This is a genomic window from Actinospongiicola halichondriae, assembly GCF_049103745.1.
Classification (GTDB): Bacteria; Actinomycetota; Acidimicrobiia; order Acidimicrobiales; family Salinilacustritrichaceae; genus Salinilacustrithrix; species Salinilacustrithrix halichondriae.
The window spans coordinates 1,320,845-1,342,026 of the sequence record NZ_CP171622.1; the positions used below are offsets into that span (position 1 = coordinate 1,320,845).

Here is a 21,182-nt window from a genome sequence, read left to right on the forward strand (position 1 = left end):
CGGAAGGTAAATTCTGTGCTGGTACTCGTGAGTTTCGGTCTCGTCTTGCTGGCGACGATCCTGTTGGTCGTCGGCCTCCTGAATGACGATGGGCTGACCCTCATCTACCTGTCGATCGCGGCGAGCGCTGCCGCGGCGGTGGTGCTCTACGTCGCGTTCCGCAAGTCGAAGCCCAAGAAGGACCCGGACGCGGCCACCGCTCCGGCGCCGCTGGCCGACGACATCGCTCCGCAGCCCATCGACGAGACGGCGGCGATCCCCGTCGTCGAGTCGCCCGCCGAGGCTCCGGCGCCCGCCGCCGTGGTGGCGACCGACACCGGATCCAGCGCCGATGCCGACTGGATGGCCGACGCCGACTGGGAAGACGACGAGGCTGTCGACTTCCCGATCGCCGACTACGACGACCTGACCGTCGGCGAGATCATGCCGCTGTTGCCGCAGCTCTACTCCGACGAACTCGACGACGTCATCGCCCGCGAGCAGGCCGGCAAGAACCGTTCGACGATCATCGCTCGTCTCGAGGAGCTCAAGGAGCTCGGCACCGAGGCCGACGCCGCCGAGGCCGACGCCGAGATCGAGGCCGCTCCGGTGGCTCCCGCCCCCGCTCCGGCATCCACACCGGTCCCCTCGCGCGGCGTCTCCGCACTGGTCGACGACGAGGACGACACCGGCTACTTCTTCCCGATCGCGGACTACGACGACCTGAGCGTCTCGCAGATCACGCCACTGCTCTCGCAGCTCGAGTCCGACGAGCTCGCCGAGGTCCGCGAGCGCGAGCTCACCGGGGCTGGTCGCAAGACCATCCTCACCGAGATCGACCGACTGGTCGGCGGCGCGCCGGCCGCAGCGGCAGCGCCCGCCCCGGCACCGAAGGCTCCGGCCAAGAAGGCGCCGGCCAAGAAGAAGGCCGCGGCCAAGAAGGCACCGGCCAAGAAGAAGGCGCCGGCCAAGAAGGCTGCGGCGAAGAAGAAGGCGCCGGCCAAGAAGGCTCGCAAGGCGGCGAAGAAGAAGGCGGCGCCCCGCTTCCCGATCGCCAACTACGACGAGTTGACCGTGGCCGACATCCGGCCCCGGCTCACCGATCTCAGCGACGGCCAGCTGGCCCAGGTCCGAGAGCGCGAGCTGTCGGGCGCCGGTCGCAAGACGATCCTCAAGGACATCGACAACCGTCTCGGCTGAAGCCGGCAGCGCTCTTGAACTCGACGTCACAGTCGTCGGTCCCCGACGCCTGGAGCGTCGAGTTCGTCTCTGCTCGACCCGTCGCCGCACGGGCCGGCCGACTGGCATCAGTCCGACGTGACGACCCGCTCCTCCACGACGCGCAGCACGACGTCGTGGCCGAGTTCGTCGCCGAGCGACCGGGCCGCCGCCCGGACGTCGTCGGGTTCGATCGTTCCCGTGGTGCGGATGACGGCCGTGACCACGATCGGGTCCTGGTCGTCGACGTCGAAGTCGATGATCTCGTCGTCGGGGAACAGCCGCTCGAGGTCGTCGGCGGCGACGCTGGCCCGGCGGGCCTCGGCGAACGCGTCGAGTCCGGCGACGACCAGGACGAACGCGAGGACGGTGCCGAGCACCGCGGCGAACCAACTGGCCGGACGCCGGTGCCCGTCGGTCGGGCGTAAGCCCATCCACCACAGCACGATCGAGCCGACCACCACCACCGACACCGTGTTGACGGTGAACAACAGCAGCGACCCGGCGGCGAGCTCGGTGTCGCCGAGGCCCAGCGCCAGACCGGTCGTGCAGATCGGCGGGACGAGCGCAGCGGCGATCGCCACCCCGGCCAGGGCGGCGGGGATGTCCTTGCGGGCAGTCGCATAGGCGCCGACGATTCCGGCGAAGATCGCGATGCCGAGATCGATCAGCGAGGGGCTGCCGCGAGCGAGCATCTCGTCGGTCGGGCGATCGACGGGGATGAGCGCGCCCACCCCGAGCGCCAGCACGACCGCGCCGACGGTCCCGGCCAGCAGGGTGAACAGCGACCGTCCCAGCACGTCGACCCGCGCAGAGGCCAGTCCGGTGGACGCCGCGGCGAGCGGCCCGAGCAGCGGAGCGACGAGCATCGCTCCGATCACGACGGCGACGTTGTCCTGCAGGAGACCGAACGAGGCGAGCACCGACGCCACGCCGAGGAGGATGAGATAGTCGGAGGTGAGCGGGGCGTTCGCGCCGGCGCGCCAGCCGACCGATTCGCGCTCGAGTCGCGTCAGCGTCGGTCGCAGGGCGCGGAACCACGACCAGAATCGGGTGCGGCGGGTGCGGGTCGAGTTCTGCCGGCGGGCGAGGACGGCGATGTGTGCGTCCTCGTGGCGAAGCGTCTGGTCGAGCGTCCCGCCGGAGGTGAAGCGGGCGATGCCTCGGCGACGCGCCGACGCCAGGAACAACAGGTCGGTCGGATGCGACTCCTCGACCAGTCCCTGGGTGGGGTGGGGCGCCTCGACCACGTGGCCGTCGGCATCCATCCACTCGGGGACCTCGTACGCGGCCTCGGCGATGACCGCGGCGGCGAAGCTGCGCGACAGGGCCGGATCCCGGACGTGGATCGCCCGCAACGGGAGGTGCAGCCCGTCGGCCGCCAGGACGGCCAGTCGCAACGCTGCGAGCGACTCTGCGCTGCCGTCGACGCCGACGAGGACCCGCTCGACGCCGATCATGTCACTCGGGCGGATGGCGAGCACGGGGCAGTGCACGGCCTCGATCACGGCGTCGGACACCACGCTGAAGTGCCGGCCGTCGGCCGAGAGATCCATGCCCATGACCACGAGGTCGGGGTTGTTCTCGCGGACGAAGTCGAGGATGCCGCGAGCGATTGCCGGGGCGTGCCGGCGTCGAACCTCGATCCCGTGGTCGGGCCCGAAGCTGGCATCGAGCGCGTCGCTGATCTGTGCGACCGACTCGGACGTCGACTCGGCCTGCGCCTCGTCGGTGGCGACCGCGAGTGCGAGGAGCTCTCCTGCCTCCGGGTCGAGCATGGCGCGGGCGATCGACACGAGCAGCGGCGCGTTGCGCGGGTTCGACACGGGAACCACGACGCGGTGCAGCTTCTCCGGACGGTCGTCCGGTTCCCCTTCCGGTTCGCGTTCGGCGTCCGACGTCGCCGCCCCACCCGCTGTCACGGTCATGTGCCGAGTCTGTCAGCAGCACGACGTCCTAGGGTGTCCCGCCGTGAGCGAACGCCCCTTCAAGATCCTCGGCCTGCAACAGATCGCCATCGGTGGTCTCGACCTCGACGCCCTCCGAGGGCTCTGGGTCGACACCTTCGGCGTGACCAAGACCGGTGACTTCACCAGCGAGTCCGAGAACGTGGCCGAAGACATCCTCCGCCTCGGCGAGGGCCCGCACGCGGTCGAGATCGACCTCATGTCGCCCCTCGACCCCGACGGCCGCCCGAAGGTCCACGACCCGAAGCTCAACCACATCGGCCTGTGGGTCGACGACCTACCTGCCGCGGTCGACTGGCTCACCGAGCAGGGCATGCGCTTCACGCCCGGCGGCATCCGCCCCGGTGCGGCAGGTCACGACATCGTGTTCGTGCACCCGAAGGGCAACGACGAGTTCCCGCTGTCGGGCGAGGGCGTCCTGATCGAACTGGTCCAGGCGCCCGCCGACGTCATCGCCGCGCTCGGCTGAGGTCACACCCGAATCGAGGAACTCGCAGACGACGCCGAGCGGGCTTCGACGTCGACGAGGTCCTCGGTCCTCGTGCCGCCGAATTCAGACGACGACGACGGCGAGGTGCAGCGCTCGGCCGTCCGCCAGCTGGATGCGGTGGGCATCGCGTAGCGGGGTGTCCGGGATCACGACCTCCGTGGCCAACACAGCGGCCATGAGCTGATCACGGTGGTTGTCGACGGCTTCGGCGACGTCTTGGTGGTGACCGACGTCGAGGACGAGCCGGATGCGGTCCGAGACGTCGAGGCCGTCGTGGCGACGGAGCTCGTTGACCTCGCGGGCCAGGTCGCGGACCATGCCCTCGGCCTCGAGTTCCGGGGTGACGTCGCAGTCGAGGCGCACCAGACCGCTTCCGCCCGGGATGGCGGCGGTGGCGTCCGGATCGTCGGCTTCGAGCTTGCGCACGTAGTCCCCGGGGCCGAATCGGTGGCCGGAGACGACGAGTTCGTCGGCCTCGGCGTCGTAGGTGTAGTCGCCGGCCTTCATGGCCTTGACGACGACCGGCGTGTCCTTGCCGAGGCGTTTGCCGACATTGCGGAGGTCGACCTCGAACCGCTCGGCTCCGAGGGCGCCCGCATCGGCGAAGTCGACGGACTTCACGTTCACCTCGTCGGCGAGGAGCGCACGGAAGGGCTCGAGAGCCGCAGCATCGGCCACGGCGACGGTGAGCGTCGACAGGGGCAGACGACGACGCAGGCCGCGGGTCTCACGGATCGACTTCGCAGCGGAAGCGATGTCGCGGACCTCGTCCATCGCCGTCACGAGTGCGCGGTCGTCGGGGAGGGCGGCGGGGTCGGGCCAGTCGGCCAGGTGCACGGACCCGGCGCCGGTGAGATCGCCCCAGACCTGCTCGGTCAGGAGGGGGAGCAGCGGGGCCGCGACGCGGCAGAGGTTGTCGAGCACCGTGTGCAGGACATCGATGGCGACCTGGTCCTCGCCCCAGAAGCGCTCACGCGACCGGCGGATGTACCAGTTGTTGAGTGAGTCGAGGAATGATCCGATGGCGCCGGCTGCGCCCGAGAGGTCGAAGGCGTCCATGCGCTCGGTGACGTCCTCGACGAGGACCCGTGTCTTGGCGAGGACGTAGCGGTCGAGCACCTGTTCGAGGTCGGCGTCGGCCGGGACGGTCCGGCCCCGCCGCAGACCCTTGCCGTTCTTGGCGCCGGCGTTGGCGTAGAGCGACAGGAAGTACCAGGCGTTCCAGATCGGGAGCAGGACCTGCCGGACGGCGTCCTGCATGGGCCCCTTGGCCGCGACCATGTCGCCGCCGCGGACCGCCGCGGACGAGAGCAGTGACCAGCGCATGGCGTCGGAGCCGATGGTGTCGAACACGTCGACGGGATCGGGGTAGTTCTTCAGACGCTTCGACAGCTTCTGGCCGTCGTCGCCGAGGAGCACGCCGTGCACCACACAGGTCTCGAACGCCGGGCGGTCGAAGAGTGCCGTCGACAGCACGTGGAGTGTGTAGAACCAGCCACGGGTCTGGCCGATGTACTCGACGATGAAGTCGCCGGGGAAGTGGTTCTCGAACCAGTCCGTGTTCTCGAACGGGTAGTGCACCTGGGCGTAGGGCATCGACCCCGACTCGAACCAGCAGTCGAGGACGTCGGGGATCCGGCGCATCATCGACTGGCCGGTCGGGTCGTCCGGGTTGGGTCGGACCAGTTCGTCGATCATGGGCCGGTGCAGGTCGGTGACCGGTACGCCGAAGTCGGCCTCGAGATCAGCGATCGATCCGTACACGTCGACCCGCGGGTACTGGTCGTCGTCCGACTTCCAGACCGGGATGGGGGAGCCCCAGAACCGGTTGCGGCTGATCGACCAGTCGCGCGCACCTTCGAGCCACTTGCCGAAGCTGCCGTCCTTGACGTGGCCGGGGACCCAGTTGATCTGCTGGTTCAGCTCGATCATGCGGTCCTTGATCTGCGTCACCGCGACGAACCACGACGACATCGCCTTGTAGATCAACGGGGTGTCGGTGCGCCAGCAGTGGGGGTAGCTGTGCAGGTAGGAGTCGTGGCGCACGATGACGCCGCGCTCCTTGAGATCGCGCACGATGTCCTTGTTGGCGTCGAACACCTGCATGCCGGCGTAGGGCGGGACCTCGTCGGTGAAGGCGGCCTTCTCGTCGACCGGGGCGATCGTCGGGATTCCGGCGGCGTCGGCGACAGCCTTGTCGTCCTCGCCGAATCCGGGGGCGATGTGGACGATCCCGGTTCCCTCGTCGTCCGCGACCCAGTCGGCGACGAGCACCTGGTGGGCGTTCTCGGTGCCGACGAAGAAGTCGAAGATGGGGGTGTAGGTCGCTCCACCGAGATCGGCGCCGGTGAGCGAGCCGACGTGCTCGGCGCCCTCGAGCTGCGGTGCGTACTTCTCGACGGTGTTCGAACCGAGGACGTACTCGTCGCCGTCAGCGTCGCGATACACCTCGTAGGAGAGCGTCGGGCCGACGGCGACGGCGAGGTTCGACGGGAGGGTCCACGGGGTCGTGGTCCACACCAACAGGCGCTTTCCTGCGTGGTCGCCGCTCGTGAGCTCGACCCAGACCGTGACGGCGGGGTCCTGCCGCTCGCGGTAGGCGTCGTCCATCCGGGTCTCGAAGTTGGACAGCGGGGTCTCGCACTCCCAGCAGTAGGGGAGGACCCGCTGGCCCTCGTAGGCCAGACCCTTGTCGTGGAGCGTCTTGAACGCCCACATGACCGACTCCATGAACGTGGTGTCCATGGTCTTGTAGTCGTTCTCCATGTCGACCCAGCGGGCCTGACGGGTCACGTAGCTGTGCCAGCCGTCGGCGGTGCCGTCGACGAGAGATCGGCACTCGGCGTTGAACACGTCGACACCGAGTTCCTCGATGGCCTTGCGTCCCATGACGTCGAGACGCTTCTCGGCCTCCTGCTCGGCGGGCAGGCCGTGGCAGTCCCATCCGAAGCGTCGCTCGACCTTCTTGCCGCGCATCGTCTGGTAGCGGGGGACCGCATCCTTGACGAAACCGGTCAACAGGTGACCGTAGTGGGGTTGGCCGTTGGCGAACGGCGGCCCGTCGTAGAACACGAACTCCTCGGCGTCGGCGCGTTGCTCGATCGAGCGTTCGAAGGTCGACTCCGTCTCCCATCGCTGGATCACGGAACGCTCGAGTTCCGGGAACGAGGGGTTCGGTTCGACGTCGGGATAGGCGCCAGAGTCCGGTGCAGCCATCCGGCCATCCTAGGGATGGGGCCGCAGTGGCCCTCATCGAGATCGAGGCGCCCGATCCATGCTTTGCGCGCATCGTGACCGGGGTGCCTTGCTGCCAGGCCAGCGACGACGTATCCTTCCGGCTCCTTTGTGCGGGAGGAGCACGAACGTGGCACGAGCCAAGAAGGTCTCGAAGAGCGGCAAGAAGGCAGCATCGAAGTCCGTTGCCGCCAAGAAATCGACGAAGAAGAAGGCCGTGACCAAGAAGACGCCGGCGAGCCGGTCCAAGACGTCCGCGACGAAGAAGTCCGCGACGACCACGAAGTCGACCAAGAAGGCGCCGGCCAAGAAGGCGGCGACGAAGGCGACCGACAAGAAGACCCCGGCAGCGAAGCCACGGGCCAAGAAGGCCAAGTCGCCCTTCGAGTCGCGCTTCCTCGAGCAGATGCGCAAGCTGCTGCACACCGAGCGCGACACCTACGACCGTCAGGCGACGATGCTCCAGGCCGAGGCCGACAGCCTCGTGGCCGACATCGATCCCGGCGACGTGCAGTTCGACGAGGAGTCCGGCGAGGGCGACACCATCGCCGTCGAGCGTGGACGCGACCTGGCCCTGGCGTCGAAGGCGCGCGAGATGATCCAGGAGATCGACCACGCACTCTCGAAGTTCGACCTGGGCACCTACGGAATCTGCGAGGTGTCCGAGGAGCCGATCCCGAAGGAACGCCTCGAGGCGATCCCGTGGGCTCGGGAGAAGGTGGAGTACAAGGTCGGTGGCTTCGGTCGACGCTGACTCCCGCGTCCCCGACGGTCCGGCCCCGTCGGACCTCCACGACCCGTCACGTCCGGTGGCCCGCATCGTGGGCGTCGGCGCCGTGGTCCTGTTGCTCGACCAACTCACCAAGTGGTGGGCGGTCGATGCACTCGCCGACCCACCGCGGGTGATCGACCTCTTCTGGACGCTGCGGTTCAACCTGCTCTACAACCGAGGCACCGCGTTCAGCCTCACCGACAACAGCGGCCCGGTCGTGTCGGTCATCGCCGTGGTCGTGATCGTGGTGTTGCTGCGGTCCGGTCGACGCCAGCGATCGCCATGGGTCCAGTTGAGCTACGGCCTGGTCGCCGGAGGCACGGTCGGCAACCTGGTCGACCGGATCTTCCGTGAGGGCGACGGTCTCCTCGGCGGCGGCGTGGTCGACTTCGTCGATCTCCAGTGGTTTCCCGTGTTCAACGTCGCCGACGCCGCGCTGACCATCGGGATCATCGTGTTGTTGATCGCCGGCTTCTTCACCGACGCCTTCGACGAGCCAGCCGACGACGGGACGACACCGTGACCATGTTCGAAGCGGCTCTGCCCGAAGCGCTCGACGGCGAGCGACTCGACCGGGTGGTCGCCATGCTGTGCGACCTGCCCAGGAAGACGGCAGCGGGTCTGGTCGACGCGGGCGAGGTGCGCCTCGACGGTGCGGTCCACACGCGCCGGTCCACTCGGGTCCTGCACGGACAGACCATCGCGTTCGCGGTGCCGGAGGCCGAGCCTGCCTACGAACTCGGTCCCGAGTCGGACATCGAGTTCGTCGTCGTCCACGAGGACGACGATGTGATCGTCATCGACAAGCCGGCGGGGCTCGTGGTGCATCCCGGCGCAGGGAACACCACCGGCACCCTCGTGCACGGTCTGCTGGATCGATACCCGGAGATCGTCGGGGTGGGCGAGGACGACATCCGACCGGGCATCGTGCACCGACTCGACCGCGACACCTCGGGCCTCCTCGTGGTCGCCCGCTCCGCTCGGGCATACACGGCGCTGACCGACGCCCTGCGAGCACGAACGGTCACTCGTCGGTACCGCACGCTCGTGTGGGGCCACGTCGAGGAACCGCACGGCCTCGTCGACGCCCCCATGGGCCGTTCCCCACGCGAGCCCACGAAGATGGCGGTCGTGGTCGGCGGACGTCCTGCTCGAACCGAGTACGAGGTCGAGCGCCGTTTCGATCTCCCCGTGCCCTGTACCGAGCTCCGCTGCGGGCTCCAGACCGGCCGCACCCACCAGATCCGGGTCCACATGCAGGCCATCGGTCACCCCGTGGTCGGCGACTCCCGGTACGGCGGCGCTCGGCAGTCGCTGCCCGCTCCACGGCAGTTCCTCCACGCCGAACTCCTGGCGTTCGTACACCCCGGCTCGGGCGAGACCCTGACCTTCGAGAGCTCGATGCCCGAGGATCTCCGCGATGTCATCGCCGGACTCTCCTGAAGACCCGGTGAGCGAGGCCGTCGACCGCGATCTGCGGGCAGCACGGCGATCACTCGTGTTCTTCGTGGTGGCACTCGCGGCCGCCGCCGCCGGATTCGTCATGGTGTTGTCCGGGAGTCGTGGCGACGACGGCGGTTCCCTCGTCGCCGGTCAGGACGCTGCGGACGACGGCGATGCGGTGACCGCGCGGATCGGCCCGTCCGACGGCGACAGCGTCGACCGGTACGCCGGCCAACGTCGGGTCGCGCTCGAGGGCGTCGAGGGACGCCGTGCGGCGGTCGTGTCGCTCACCGGGTACTCGACGGTCGACACCGTCGACGACCTGCTCGATGGCCTGGAGTTCGATCGCTACCTCGTCGCCCCGGTCGGGAGCGGGCCGATCTCGACACGCGACGTCGCTGCGACGATGGCCGACGTCGTCGACGACGCGACCGCGCAGTTGGCCGAGATCGAGGAGATCGCGCCCACCGTCGAAGGCGACCCGGACTACGAGGCCTTCTATGCGGAGGAGATCGAGCGCTATCGCCGGCTCCTCGACGCGGCCCAGGGAGACGACGTCGTGTTCGGCGTGGTCGTGATCGGTTCGGCGTCGGACCTCCGGGCGCTCGCCTCTCGGGCGAGTGTCCGTCTCGTCGATGTCGGCGATTCGGACCGTCTCGACCGCGATGCCCCCGTGCGGGGTCTGCGGCCCGAGGAGACGGCGACGGTCGGCGAACCGGCTTTCCGCCCCTGAGGGGTCAGGCGGAGTCGTCGTCGGTGTGCGGCGGCGGGGGCCACGCCCGTTCGCCCCGGGCCATGGCCACGAGGTCGTCGAGGTGGAGCGCGTCGAGGTGCCGACGCATGTGCTCCGCCGTGTCCCCCCACACGGCGAGCAGGACGCACTGGCCCTCGTGGTCGCAGGCGCCGTCGGTGTGCGGCGCCCCGAAGTCGCCCAAGGTGATCGGCCCGTCGACCGCGGAGACGATGTCGCCGAGGGTGATCGCTGACGGATCGCGAGCGAGGATGTAGCCCCCACCGACGCCGCGCTTGGACCGGACCAGGCCCGCGCCCTTGAGCGCGAGGAGGATCTGTTCGAGGTACGGCTGGGGCAACCCGGTGCGGGTGGCGATGTCTCGCACCGAGACGGGCGTGTCGCCCCCGTCGAGCGCCAGCGACAGGAGGGCCCGGCTGGCGTAGTCCCCTCTGGTCGACACGCGCACGGTCGGGCATCGTAGGCCACGGCCTGGCCGGTGCCGACCAGCACCCGAACCTCCGCACGATGCGACGAGTACGACCGCGGTGGGTAGCGTGGTCTGTCGGTGGCTGACGAACCTCATCTCCCCGACTACACCGGCCCGTGCGTGACCAACGTGGCGGCCACGGTGCAGCACCCGCCCGACGATGTCGCCGACTGGGTCCCGCGAGCGGTCGCGGAGTCGGAGCAGTCATCGGTCCTCCTCGTCATCGACGGCCTCGGCTGGCGACAGCTCGAGACGCGAGCGGCCTTGGCGCCCACGATCTGCGGCGTGCTCGAGGGTGGCCCCATCTCGACCGTGGCACCGTCGACGACCTCGACCGCGCTCACGTCGATCGCCAGTGGGCTCCCTCCGGGAGAGCACGGCGTGATCGGCTACCGGATGGCCGTCGACGGCCAGGTGCTCAACGTGCTGCGCTGGGCCACCGACGAGGGCGATGCCCGCCGCCGCATCCCGCCTCACGAGTTCCAGCGCCAGGATCCCTTCGGCGGCGAGCGTCCGCCGGTCGTGACCAAGGCCGAGTTCGCCCGGTCCGGCTTCACCGACGCGCATCTCGGTGGCACGCGTTTCGTCGGCTACCGGACGCTCGGCACGCTCGTGACCGAGGTGAACCGCCTCGTCCGGTCGGGCGAGCCGTTCGTCTACGCGTACTACGAGGGCATCGACAAGGTCGCCCACGAGTACGGCCTCGACGCCCACTACGACAACGAGTTGCGTTGGGTCGACCACCTGGTGAGCGAGCTGCTCAGCACGCTGCCGCGGGGCACGTGTCTGGCCCTCACCGCCGACCACGGCCAGGTCGAGGTCGGCGCCAACACCATCGAGCTCGATCCAGGTATCCGGGCCCACCTCTCGATGCAGTCCGGTGAAGGTCGGTTCCGGTGGCTCCACGCCCGTCCCGGGCGTACCCGCCAGCTGCTCGAGGCGGCAGAAGCGCACACCGACACCGGTTGGGTCGTGACCCGCGACCAGATGATCGAAGAGGGCTGGTTCGGGCCCCGCGTCGACCAGACGGTGCGGAGCCGGCTCGGCGACGTCGCGCTCGTCGCTCGTGATGACGTGTCGTACGTCGACGCACAGGACACCGGCCCCTACGAACTGATCGGACGGCACGGCTCGCTCACCGAAGCCGAGATGCTCGTTCCCTTCATCGCCGCACAGGCCTGACGCACCGATCAACCCTGGAGGTCCCATGGACGCGCCCCGAACCGACGCCGACGACGCCATCGAGCGAGGCGAGCTGGTCGAACCGTCGTCGCCCAGCGAAGAGAAGCAGTCCTCGACCGAGGCGGTCGAAGAACCCGGCCGGGTCATGCGCATCGGCGCCATGATCAAGCAACTGCTCGAGGAGGTGCGGGAAGCCGACCTCGACGAGGCCGGGCGCGACCGTCTCCGGGAGATCTACGACCAGTCCGTGACCGAGCTGTCCGGCGCGCTGTCGGACGACCTCGCCGACGAACTGGGCCGGCTGGCGTCGCCGTTCGGTGACCAGCCGGCGAGTGCCGGCGAACTGCGAGTCGCCCAAGCGCAGTTGGTGGGTTGGCTCGAAGGACTGTTCCACGGAATCCAGGCGACGCTGTTCGCCCAGCAGGCCGCTGCTCGTCAGCAACTGGAGCAGATGCGTCACCAACTGAGCACCGGTCAGGGCCAGGACGTCCCCGAGGGCCCCGGCCCGGGGACGGGCACGTACCTCTAGCGAGGCACTCGCTGCGGCGCTCGATCTGGTTCTGGGCTGCGGATCCGCGCGCCGGTGAGGGGAATCGCAACCCGGAAGCTTCAGACCGACCCGACGTGGCGTCGTTCGGTGGGCCGTCGCCGCCGGCGCCTCCACCGAACTGGGTGATCGGGGCCGATTTCAACCTTCCACGCAGGTCAACGTGCTGCCGGCGTCAGGGTCCGATGAGGAGCGTGCCGCGGATCTCGTAGGTCCGGCCGGGCTCGATGCGCAACGTCACGGTGTCGCTGGCGGTCTCGCCCGCGTCGATCGCGCCGATGGCGACGGGAACCGCCGTCCCGGAGAACTCGAGTTCGACCGAGCCCTGCCAGTCGACGTCGGTCCCGTTCGAGATCTCGACGACGACGAAGGCCTCGTCGGTCGTGGTCGACGCGAGCTGCAGGTCCACGTCGAGGCCCCCGCACAGACCCTTCTCGTCGTCCGCGGTGATGGTGTCGGCCGAAAGGAGGACGGTCTCGTCGGCGGTGGTGGTGTCGATCTCGAGCGAGGCCTCGACGCGTGCCTGGCAGGTGAGGACGTGGGTCAGGCCCCGCAGGCTCGAGTTGGCGACCGGGATGAGGAAGATCCCGAGGAGCACGACCATGGCGATCCTGGCCCGCAGGCTCGTCGGCAGCATCCACATCGTGGTCAGCAAACCACACCCGGTGGGGCCCGGTGGTTACTGTTCGCCGGGTGACGGCACCAGGGGCGACCGACCGCGACGTCGTGGGCGAGCTCGCCCGGATCGGCTACGCGCGGGCGCGACGCCTGCTCATCGGCGTGGGCATCGCGATCCTCGCGGTGGTCGTCGCCGGTCTGCTCGCCCGTTCGGTCGACCACGTCGAGGTGATCGGAACGCTCCTGTTCGTCCCGATCTTCGTGGCGCTGATGTTCTGGGGCGTCGCGGGCGGTGCCGTGGCCGGCATCGCAGCGACGGTGGCCTACGTCGTGCTCCGGTCCGATGCCATCGACGCCGTCGGGTGGGGCGAGTTCGCCGGTGTCGTCGTGTCCCGCGGGCTCGGCTACCTCCTCTTCGGGGTGGCCGGAGGCTGGGCCAGCTCCACGCTCGAGCTCTCGCTCGACAAGCTCGACCTCCACGACACCATCGACGACCAGACCGGCGTGCACAACGCCCGGTTCCTCATCAACGACGTCGGACTCGAACGGGCTCGTGCCGAGCGGTACCAGACCGTCTTCTCGGTCTCGTTCGTCGAGATCCCCGCCGCCGAGATCGACGCCCTTCCCGCTCGACGTCGCCGCCACGTGCTCCGCGACCTGGGGCAACAACTCGACGGTGGCGTCCGCACGATCGACCGTGTGGCGCACGGACACGACGGGCGGACGCACCACGTGGCGACCATCCTCCCGGAGACGGCAGAGGAGGGGGCGACGATCTTCCATGCCCGACTGCTGGAGCGCATCCGGGAGTTCCTGCGAGCCAACGACGTCGAGGTCGTGCTCAGCGGTGAGGTCTGCACCGTCCCCGGTCGTGTCGACGCCCTCGAGGCCCGTCTGGAGACCTGGCGTCGAATCGATGCCCTCGAACACGCCACGACCTGATGGGGGTGGAGGGCTGCTACCGTCCTCCCGACACCGAATCACACCTGTGTGATTCGTCCACAGCTGTGGAGAGCGGCTGTGGAGAACGTGTGGAAACCTGCTGATCGGCGCGCACGCGCCCGGACACGCCGGCATCGGCGAGAGGGGACTTCGGTGGCTGATTCCTTCACCCACCTCCACGTCCACACCGAGTACTCGATGCTCGACGGCGCGGCCCGACTCGACGAGCTGGTGGCCGCCGCCGCCGCCGACGGCCAGCCGGCGCTCGGGATCACCGACCACGGCAACATGTACGGGATCCTCGACTTCTACCGGGCCTGCAAGGACCGGGGGGTCAAGCCGATCCTCGGCACCGAGGCCTACATGGCCCACGACCACCGGACCGAGCGCATCGCCGCGCGCGGCAAGATGGACGACTCGGGTGGCGAGGGCGAGGGCGGCCGCAAGCCCTGGTACCACCTGACCCTGTTGGCCGAGAGCGAGGTCGGGTACAAGAACCTGATCCAGCTCGCGTCACGGAGCTTCATGGAGGGCTACTACCGCAAGCCCAAGGTCGACTGGGAGCTGCTCGAGGAGCACAGCGAAGGACTGATCGCCACCACCGGCTGCCTCGGCGGACACGTCCTGCAGGCCATGGTCCCGAAGGCGATCATGGACCCCGACAAGCAACAGGTCGATCACCTGTCGGAGGACGAGCGTTTCGACAACGCCGTCAAGCTCGGTGGTCGTCTCCAGGACATCTTCGGGCGCGACAACCTCTTCGTCGAGATCCAGGACCACGGCATCCCCGCGCAGACGTGGTCCAACCCGCGCCTCGCCGCGCTGGCCAAGAAGCTCCGCGCCCCGCTGCTGGCCACGAACGACAGTCACTACGTCCATCGCGCCGACGCCAAGGCCCACGACGCGCTCCTGTGTGTACAGACGGCGTCGCAGATGAGCGACACCAACCGCTTCAAGTTCCACGGCGACGACCACTACCTCAAGTCGGCCGACGAGATGCGGTACCTGTTCCGCGAGCTGCCGACGGCGTGCGACAACACGTTGTGGGTGGCCGAGCGGTGCGAGGTCGAGATCGAGTTCGGCAAACCGCAGCTCCCGAACTTCCCGCTGCCTCCGGGCTTCGAGAACGACGACGAGTACCTGCGTCACCTGGTGTTCGAGGGGGCCGAGAAGCGTTGGGGCAAGCACCTCGACGACAAGATCACCGAACGCCTCGTCTACGAGCTTCAGGTCATCGGCGACATGGGCTTCTCGAGCTACTTCCTCATCACCTGGGACCTCATCAAGCACGCTCGTGACAACAACATCCGGGTCGGCCCGGGCCGTGGTTCGGCCGCCGGGTGCGCCGTCGCCTACACGCTCTGGATCACCGACCTCGACCCGATCGAGTACGACCTCCTCTTCGAGCGGTTCCTCAACCCGAGCCGCGTCTCGATGCCCGACATCGACATGGACTTCGACACGCGTTACCGCGACGAGATGATCCGGTACGCAGCCGAGCGCTATGGCCGCGAGAACGTGGCGCAGATCATCACGTTCGGCACGATCAAGGCCCGTCAGGCCGTCCGTGACGCCGCCCGCGTGCTGGGCCACGACTACGGAACCGGCGACCGCATCGCCAAGGCCGTGCCGCCGCTGATCATGGGCCGCGACACGCCGCTGTACGCCTGCTTCGAGGAGCATCCGAAGTACACCGACGGCTACAAGATGGCCACCGAGATCCGCGAGATGTACGACGCCGATCCGGTCTCCAAGGAGGTCATCGACGTCGCCAAGGGGCTCGAGGGTCTGCGTCGCTCCGACGGTATCCACGCCGCCGCGGTGGTGATCACCAAGGAGCCGCTCACCACCTACCTCCCGATCCAGCGCAAGCCCGAGCCGGGCAAGCCGCTCGAGGAGGCGCCGGTCGTCACCCAGTACGAGATGCACGGCGTCGAGGACCTCGGCCTGTTGAAGATGGACTTCCTCGGCCTCCGGAACCTCGACATCATCTCCGACGCGCTCGAGCTGATCCAGGAGATCCGGGGTGTCGAACTCGACATCGACGACGTCGACCTCTTCGACGAACCGACCTACGAGCTCCTCCGAGCGGGGCGTACGGTCGGCGTGTTCCAGCTCGAGTCGCCGCCGATGCGGGCGCTCATGCGCTCGTTGGCGCCAACCGAGTTCGAGGACGTCGCTGCGCTCGTGGCGCTGTACCGGCCGGGGCCGATGGCCGCCAACATGCACAACGACTACGCCGACCGGAAGAACGGCCGACAACCGATCGAGTACCTGCATCCGGACGCCGAGGAGATCCTGGGGACGACCTACGGGTTGATGATCTACCAGGAGTCGGTGATGCGGATCGCTCAGAAGTTCGCCGGCTTCTCGCTCGCCGATGCCGACAACCTGCGCAAGGCGTGTGGCAAGAAGGTCCGCGAGCTCATCGTCAAGGAGCGCGAGAAGTTCGAGGCCGGTTGCGAGGAGCACGGCTACGGCCGGGAGTTGGGCAAGGCGTGGTTCGACATCATCGAGCCCTTCGCCGACTACGCCTTCAACAAGTCGCACTCCTACGGCTACGGCTTCATCGCCTATCAGATCGCCTATCTCAAGGCGAACTACCCGGCCGAGTACATGTCGGCCCTGCTCACCAGCGTCAAGAGCAACCTCGACAAGGCCGCGATCTACCTGGCCGAGTGCCGAGCGATGGGCATCCCGGTGACGGTCGCCGACGTGAACCGGTCGTGGATGAACTTCGCTCCGGAGCTGAAGGAGGACGGCAGCGCCGAGATCATCTTCGGTCTGTCGGCGGTCCGCGGTGTCGGCACCGGACTCGTGCAGCTGATCCTCGACGAGCGCGACGCCAACGGTCCCTTCGAGGACTTCTACGACTTCTGCGAGCGGGTCGACACCGGCGTCCTCAACAAGAAGACGGTCGAAGCGCTGATCAAGGCCGGAGCCTTCGACTCGGTGGGGCACAAGCGTCAGGGTCTGCTGACCGTCTTCGAGTCGATCATCGACCACACGATCGCCCGGCGGAAGGAGACCGACGCCGGCATCCAGAGCCTCTTCGGGGGCGACATGGCGGCCGAGGCCGGGGGAGTGAGCTTCGACGAGCGCGACGAGATCCCCGACACCGAGTTCCCCAAGGCACAGAAGCTCGCGTTCGAGAAGGAGATGCTCGGCCTCTACGTCTCCGACCATCCGCTCTTCGGCGCCGAGGACTTCCTCGCCCGGCGTACCGATGGAACGCTCTCGGACCTGGTCGAGATGGAGGACGGGTCGATCAAGACCTTCGGTGGCGTGATCACCAACCTCCAGCGCAAGTGGACGAAGAAGGGCGACCTCATGGCCGTCTTCGTCCTCGAGGACCTCGGCGCCAACGCCGAGACGATGATCTTCCCCCGGACGATGACCGAGCACGGTCACAAGCTCACCGACGACGCGATCGTCCTGGTGCGCGGGAAGGTCGACAAGCGCGACGACATCCCGAAGCTGATCGCGATGGACATCGACGTCGTCGAGGGTGTCTCCGACGTCGCCGAGCCGTTCCGCATCGCCGTGTCGCCCAACCGCCTCAACGCCGGTCTGATCGACCAGTTGAAAGAACTCCTGCTCGACCATCCCGGTGACCACCCGGTGCTCATGCACCTGGCCGCCGACAAGATCCTGCGTCTGCCGCCGGCCTATGGCGTCGACGCCGGCGGCGGCCTCATGGCCGAGATCCGGGTGCTCCTCGGGCCCGACTCGCTCGTCGACTCGCCGCCGGGGGCGACCGAGCACGGCTGAGCCGCCTCGGCTCGGGTTCCGGATCGTCCGATGTCTCCGGTTTCCCGGTGGGTCGTCCGATTCATTTCGGCGCCGGAGCCGGTGGATGTGGACACGAGAGCGGACCCTCATGGCACGATCCTGCGACGGGGCGAGCGGTCCCCGGCGGCGGCCCTGCTGGGGCAGGACACAGAGGAGAATTCATGAAGACACTCACGCGCGTGGCGATGCTGGCGGTGGCCGGCCTGGTGCTGAGCGGCTGCGATCTCATCGTCAGCCCCGACCGGGTCCTGGAGGGGTCCGGCGAGACGATCACGATCTCGAGCGGCCAACTCTCTGCCCTCGACGGCAGCTGCGACGGCGATGTCGAGGTGTTCGCGAGCACGGGCGACGCCGACCCGGTGTCGCTCGGCGAGACGACCGCCGTCGGTGGTGTCTGGTCCCTCGACGTGACCGCGCCCGCCGACCGAGGCAGCTACGCGATCTTCGCCGAGTGTGACGGAGACCGGAGCTTCTTCGACGAGGAACTCATCGTCCAGCCGGAGTTCGCTCCCACGGCGACGCCCACGCAGTACGTGACGGGCGCGGAGCCCGACGTGATCACGGTCGCCGGTGACTGGTGCATCACGTCGCTCATGGCGTTCGAGGACGTGTTCATGGGGCCCCCTCCGACGTTCGGTGAGCCGATCGACGAGGTGGTGGAGGAGGAGCTGCCGTTCCCGACGGTCACCGGGATCCTCGGCGCCGAGGAGCTGACCGCCGTGGCGCTCGAGCACCAGCCCTTCGACGACGACTGGGTGTTGGAGTTCGCTGCGCCGACGGAGCCCGGCGTGCACCAGCTCGAGATCACGTGCACCTACTTCGACTTCGTGTCCGGCACCTCGCCGGTGTCCGACATCGTTCCTGTCGATCCCGAGTTCGACGTCACTGCGCTCGCCGTCGATCCCGCCGATCTCCCGGACTACATCGCGCTGGAGACCGTCACCAGCATCGTGCCCATCCAGGTCGACGGCATCCTGGAGACCGACGGCGACGCGCTGACCGAGGGTGACTCGGTCACGGTGAACAACGCGACGAGCTCACCCTGTGACGGCGTGGTGACCGTCCGTCTGTCCGACGGGGAGACGACGGTGAGCGACACCCCCGAGGTGGGCGACGACGGGACATGGACCACGACGTTCGACGACCTCGCCGTCGGCGACCACACCGTCGATGCGTCGTGTGTCGGGACCGAGGACGCCGGCTCGTTCTCGTACGAGCCCGTGGTGCTCTCCGTGGCCGAGCGTGGGGTCACGACGACGACCTCGACGACGACCACCACGACCACGACGGCCCCGCCGACGGGCAAGGTCGCCGCGGCCGCCGCCCAGCCCACCGCCGCGCAGCCGGCGTTCACCGGCTGATCGTCGCTGATGGTTCCGGGGCCGACGAGCCCCGGAACCACTGGCGCGACGTACGGGGATTTGCGCCCGGGGCTTCGTTCGGACTGGACTATCCGATACCCATACCGGCGATTCACGGGGGCTGAAGCACGGATGTCGATCGAGGTCGAGACCAAGGACTGCACGGGACTGAGCGATGTGGAGCTCAGTGAACTGGCAGATCTGTGCGCCGAGTGCTCGGCACCACACGAGATCGGCACCCTGACCAAGGAAGCCGAGGACTGGGTCCTGGTCACGCAGGTCCGCGAGGCCGGGAAGCTCAAGGGCTTCACCTACTCGACTCTCGAGCGCATCGGTGGCACGCCCTGCGTGCTCATCGGCGTGGCCGCCATCAAGCAGAACGCGAAGCGCGACACCGTGCTGCGGGCGCTGATGGCCGAAGAGCTCCGCCGTGCCGTGCTCGCCTTCCCGGACGAGGACGTGCTCGTCGCGACCCGCATGTCCGACGCATCGCCGTTCGAGGCCTACAAGGCGCTCTCCGACATCGTTCCCCGCGAGGGCCACAAGGCCTCGGGCGAGGAGCGGGCGTGGGGACGTCGCCTGGCGAAGCGTTTCGGCGTCGTGCCGAGCCGCTACGAAGACCGTGCGTTCCGCATCAAGGGCGACGGCAACCTGGCGCTGGTCTTCGACCACGTGTCGACCAAGCCCGAGCGCGTGGCCGAACACGCGCCGTTCTTCGAGGACGTCGACCCGGCCAACGGCGACTGCCTGATCGGCTTCGGCTGGGCCATGGCAGAGGATCTCGACAAGCTCAACTGATCTCCGATGCGGTGATCGGGCCTGACGCACTGTCAGACTGGCCTGGTGACCACAGCACTCGTTCTCGGAGCCGGCGGAACGGTCGGCATGGCGTACCACGCCGGTGTCCTGCGAGCGCTCGAGGAGGTCGGCGGCTACCGACCCGACGACGCCGACCTGATCGTCGGGACCTCGGCCGGATCGATGGTCGGGGCGATCATCCGATCCGGTCTGTCGACGGAGGACCTCTGGCTCGCCGCGCTCGGTGAGCACGACGAGTACGCGATCGAACAGGCGGGCGAGAGCCCCTGGGCCGCGGCTTGGGAGAGCCCGACCGACGCCCTGCGTCGCCTCATCGGGTCGCTCTACGTGCTCCAGCGCTCCGCCATGCGCATCCCGGTCCCGCCGCTGCCCGCAGCGCTGCGCCGCCTGTTCCCCGGTGGGTTCTTCACGATCGCCGACGCCGAGGAGACCCTGTCGCAGTTCATGGGCACCGAGTGGCCGTCGAAGCCGCTGTGGCTCGTCACCGTCGACGTCCGCACCGGCCGTCGCGTGGTGCTCGGACGTCGTAACCCGGTCCGGACCGATCTCCAGACCGCGGTCAAGGCGTCGTGCGCCATCCCGGCGTTCTTCCAACCGATGCGGGTTGGCCGGCGGACGCTGGTCGACGGCGGCATCCACTCGACGACGAACCTCGACCTCACGACCAAGATCTCGCCCGAGGTCATCATCGCCGCGGTCCCGATGGCCTTCGATCCGACGAGCCCTCCTCGGGGCGTCGACCTCGCCCTCCGCGGTTTCGCCCAGCGCAAGTTGGTGCGAGAGGTCGCCCAGGCGCGTGGCGCGGGCGCTCGCGTCCTGCTGCTCCGGCCGAGCCGGGACGACCTGGCGGCGATGGGCGGGAACATGATGCGCCGCGACGGCAACGACGTCGTGTGCCGGATCGCGTACGAGTCCGCCGCCCGGCAGCTCGAGTCGGACCGAGGACGCGACGTCCTCGCGCAGGCCCGAGCGCTCGTTCCGTCGTGACCGCCGGCGGGGACGGGCTCGAGCCGCTCGCCCGCGTCATCCGGCGGCGCCGCATGGTGCGGGCGTTCGCCGACACCCCGGTCGACGACGACCTCCTCGACGATCTGCTCGATCTCACCCGTCGGGCCCCGTCGGCAGGGAACACGCAGCCGTGGGAGCTCCTGGTCCTGCGCGGCGATCGGGTAGCCCGCTACTGGGAGACGACGCTTGCCGATCCGAGCGGGTTCCGGTGGCAGGGGCTCCTCGCTGCACCGGTGTTGGTGATCCCCTACGTGCGCCCGGACGCGTACGCCGAGCGATACGCAGAGGACGACAAGGCTTCGACAGGGCTCGGAGCCGGGCCCGGGTCGTGGCCGGTCCCGTACTGGTGGATCGACGGGGGCGCTGCGGTCGAGAACCTGCTCCTCGCGGCGACCGCTGCCGGCCTCGGCGCCTGCCTGTTCGGGCAGTTCGATCACGAACCTTCGGTGCGGGCGGCATTCGACGTGCCGGACGACCGTCGTGCGATCGGCACGATCGCCCTCGGACATCCGGCTCCCGACGAGCCCGGGCGGAGTGCGACCAGGGAACGCGTCGCCCTCGACGACGTCGTCCACCGCGACCGCTGGTGA

18 protein-coding genes are annotated in these 21,182 nt (G+C 68.8%); 14 read left to right on the forward strand and 4 right to left on the reverse strand.

The genetic code is table 11. The annotated features are described in order from the left end of the window. Window positions 1-27 precede the first annotated feature (27 nt). Complete coding sequence (locus AB8619_RS06570; protein ID WP_436795662.1) at window positions 28-1,179, forward strand: hypothetical protein; 1,152 nt, start codon at window positions 28-30, stop codon at window positions 1,177-1,179. Between the two features lie 107 nt (window positions 1,180-1,286). Here AB8619_RS06570 and AB8619_RS06575 read toward each other — a convergent pair whose 3' ends face one another. Beyond that, window positions 1,287-3,125: a TIGR00341 family protein gene (locus tag AB8619_RS06575; RefSeq protein WP_436795663.1), complete on the reverse strand. Its 1,839-nt coding sequence runs from the start codon at window positions 3,123-3,125 to the stop codon at window positions 1,287-1,289. Here AB8619_RS06575 and AB8619_RS06580 point away from each other — a divergent pair. Then, a complete protein-coding gene (locus tag AB8619_RS06580; protein ID WP_436795664.1) occupies window positions 3,124-3,633 on the forward strand; it encodes a VOC family protein in 510 nt (169 codons plus the stop codon). The genes AB8619_RS06575 and AB8619_RS06580 overlap by 2 nt on opposite strands. Before the next feature lie 84 nt (window positions 3,634-3,717). Here AB8619_RS06580 and ileS read toward each other — a convergent pair whose 3' ends face one another. After that, on the reverse strand, window positions 3,718-6,870 hold the full coding sequence (gene ileS, locus AB8619_RS06585; RefSeq protein WP_436795665.1) for an isoleucine--tRNA ligase: 3,153 nt from the start codon (window positions 6,868-6,870) through the stop codon (window positions 3,718-3,720). A gap of 148 nt (window positions 6,871-7,018) precedes the next feature. On the opposite strand from ileS, the gene AB8619_RS06590 reads away from it, so the two are divergent. Genes AB8619_RS06590 through AB8619_RS06605 form a run of 4 tightly spaced genes read left to right on the forward strand, consistent with a single transcriptional unit; the run spans window position 7,019 to window position 9,836 of the window. Further along, on the forward strand, window positions 7,019-7,642 hold the full coding sequence (locus AB8619_RS06590; protein WP_436795666.1) for a TraR/DksA family transcriptional regulator: 624 nt from the start codon (window positions 7,019-7,021) through the stop codon (window positions 7,640-7,642). Next, entirely contained in the window at window positions 7,623-8,183 is a 561-nt protein-coding gene (gene lspA / locus AB8619_RS06595) for a signal peptidase II (RefSeq protein ID WP_436795667.1), read from the forward strand. The genes AB8619_RS06590 and lspA overlap by 20 nt, the downstream gene beginning before the upstream one ends. 2 nt (window positions 8,184-8,185) lie before the next feature. Further along, window positions 8,186-9,103, forward strand: a complete 918-nt coding sequence (locus tag AB8619_RS06600; RefSeq protein WP_436796354.1) for an RluA family pseudouridine synthase — start codon at window positions 8,186-8,188, stop codon at window positions 9,101-9,103. Then, complete coding sequence (locus AB8619_RS06605) at window positions 9,081-9,836, forward strand: hypothetical protein (protein WP_436795668.1); 756 nt, start codon at window positions 9,081-9,083, stop codon at window positions 9,834-9,836. The genes AB8619_RS06600 and AB8619_RS06605 overlap by 23 nt, the downstream gene beginning before the upstream one ends. 4 nt (window positions 9,837-9,840) lie before the next feature. On the opposite strand, the gene AB8619_RS06610 is transcribed toward AB8619_RS06605, so the two are convergent. Then, window positions 9,841-10,302 (reverse strand): RrF2 family transcriptional regulator, encoded by a 462-nt coding sequence (locus tag AB8619_RS06610; protein WP_436795669.1) that lies wholly within the window; start codon window positions 10,300-10,302, stop codon window positions 9,841-9,843. A 99-nt stretch (window positions 10,303-10,401) separates the two neighbouring features. Here AB8619_RS06610 and AB8619_RS06615 point away from each other — a divergent pair, with 99 nt between their 5' ends. Next, complete coding sequence (locus tag AB8619_RS06615) at window positions 10,402-11,505, forward strand: alkaline phosphatase family protein (RefSeq protein ID WP_436795670.1); 1,104 nt, start codon at window positions 10,402-10,404, stop codon at window positions 11,503-11,505. A 25-nt stretch (window positions 11,506-11,530) separates the two neighbouring features. Further along, on the forward strand, window positions 11,531-12,034 hold the full coding sequence (locus AB8619_RS06620) for a proteasome activator (protein WP_436795671.1): 504 nt from the start codon (window positions 11,531-11,533) through the stop codon (window positions 12,032-12,034). Between the two features lie 193 nt (window positions 12,035-12,227). Here AB8619_RS06620 and AB8619_RS06625 read toward each other — a convergent pair whose 3' ends face one another. After that, on the reverse strand, window positions 12,228-12,689 hold the full coding sequence (locus tag AB8619_RS06625) for a hypothetical protein (protein ID WP_436795672.1): 462 nt from the start codon (window positions 12,687-12,689) through the stop codon (window positions 12,228-12,230). Window positions 12,690-12,745: 56 nt separating this feature from the next. Here AB8619_RS06625 and AB8619_RS06630 point away from each other — a divergent pair, with 56 nt between their 5' ends. From AB8619_RS06630 to AB8619_RS06655, 6 genes are all read left to right on the forward strand, one after another. Beyond that, window positions 12,746-13,612: a hypothetical protein gene (locus AB8619_RS06630; protein WP_436795673.1), complete on the forward strand. Its 867-nt coding sequence runs from the start codon at window positions 12,746-12,748 to the stop codon at window positions 13,610-13,612. Window positions 13,613-13,765: 153 nt separating this feature from the next. Continuing rightward, window positions 13,766-17,383, forward strand: coding sequence for a DNA polymerase III subunit alpha (gene dnaE, locus AB8619_RS06635; RefSeq protein WP_436795674.1), 3,618 nt, complete (start codon window positions 13,766-13,768; stop codon window positions 17,381-17,383). A 182-nt stretch (window positions 17,384-17,565) separates the two neighbouring features. Further along, window positions 17,566-18,765 (forward strand): hypothetical protein, encoded by a 1,200-nt coding sequence (locus AB8619_RS06640; protein WP_436795675.1) that lies wholly within the window; start codon window positions 17,566-17,568, stop codon window positions 18,763-18,765. Window positions 18,766-18,897: 132 nt separating this feature from the next. Beyond that, a complete protein-coding gene (locus AB8619_RS06645) occupies window positions 18,898-19,563 on the forward strand; it encodes a hypothetical protein (RefSeq protein ID WP_436795676.1) in 666 nt (221 codons plus the stop codon). A 45-nt stretch (window positions 19,564-19,608) separates the two neighbouring features. Beyond that, window positions 19,609-20,571 (forward strand): patatin-like phospholipase family protein, encoded by a 963-nt coding sequence (locus tag AB8619_RS06650; RefSeq protein ID WP_436795677.1) that lies wholly within the window; start codon window positions 19,609-19,611, stop codon window positions 20,569-20,571. Next, window positions 20,568-21,182: a nitroreductase family protein gene (locus AB8619_RS06655; RefSeq protein ID WP_436795678.1), complete on the forward strand. Its 615-nt coding sequence runs from the start codon at window positions 20,568-20,570 to the stop codon at window positions 21,180-21,182. The genes AB8619_RS06650 and AB8619_RS06655 overlap by 4 nt, the downstream gene beginning before the upstream one ends.

What these genes read in the sequence shown, in the direction of transcription:
- AB8619_RS06580 (WP_436795664.1), top strand. Translation starts at nt 3,124, where the DNA reads ATGTGCCGAGTCTGTCAGCAGCACGACGTCCTAGGGTGTCCCGCCGTG.
- AB8619_RS06575 (WP_436795663.1), bottom strand. Translation starts at nt 3,125, where the DNA reads ATGACCGTGACAGCGGGTGGGGCGGCGACGTCGGACGCCGAACGCGAA.
- ileS (WP_436795665.1), bottom strand. Translation starts at nt 6,870, where the DNA reads ATGGCTGCACCGGACTCTGGCGCCTATCCCGACGTCGAACCGAACCCC.
- AB8619_RS06600 (WP_436796354.1), top strand. Translation starts at nt 8,186, where the DNA reads ATGTTCGAAGCGGCTCTGCCCGAAGCGCTCGACGGCGAGCGACTCGAC.
- AB8619_RS06605 (WP_436795668.1), top strand. Translation starts at nt 9,081, where the DNA reads ATGTCATCGCCGGACTCTCCTGAAGACCCGGTGAGCGAGGCCGTCGAC.
- AB8619_RS06620 (WP_436795671.1), top strand. Translation starts at nt 11,531, where the DNA reads ATGGACGCGCCCCGAACCGACGCCGACGACGCCATCGAGCGAGGCGAG.
- AB8619_RS06625 (WP_436795672.1), bottom strand. Translation starts at nt 12,689, where the DNA reads ATGCTGCCGACGAGCCTGCGGGCCAGGATCGCCATGGTCGTGCTCCTC.
- AB8619_RS06640 (WP_436795675.1), top strand. Translation starts at nt 17,566, where the DNA reads ATGAAGACACTCACGCGCGTGGCGATGCTGGCGGTGGCCGGCCTGGTG.
- AB8619_RS06645 (WP_436795676.1), top strand. Translation starts at nt 18,898, where the DNA reads ATGTCGATCGAGGTCGAGACCAAGGACTGCACGGGACTGAGCGATGTG.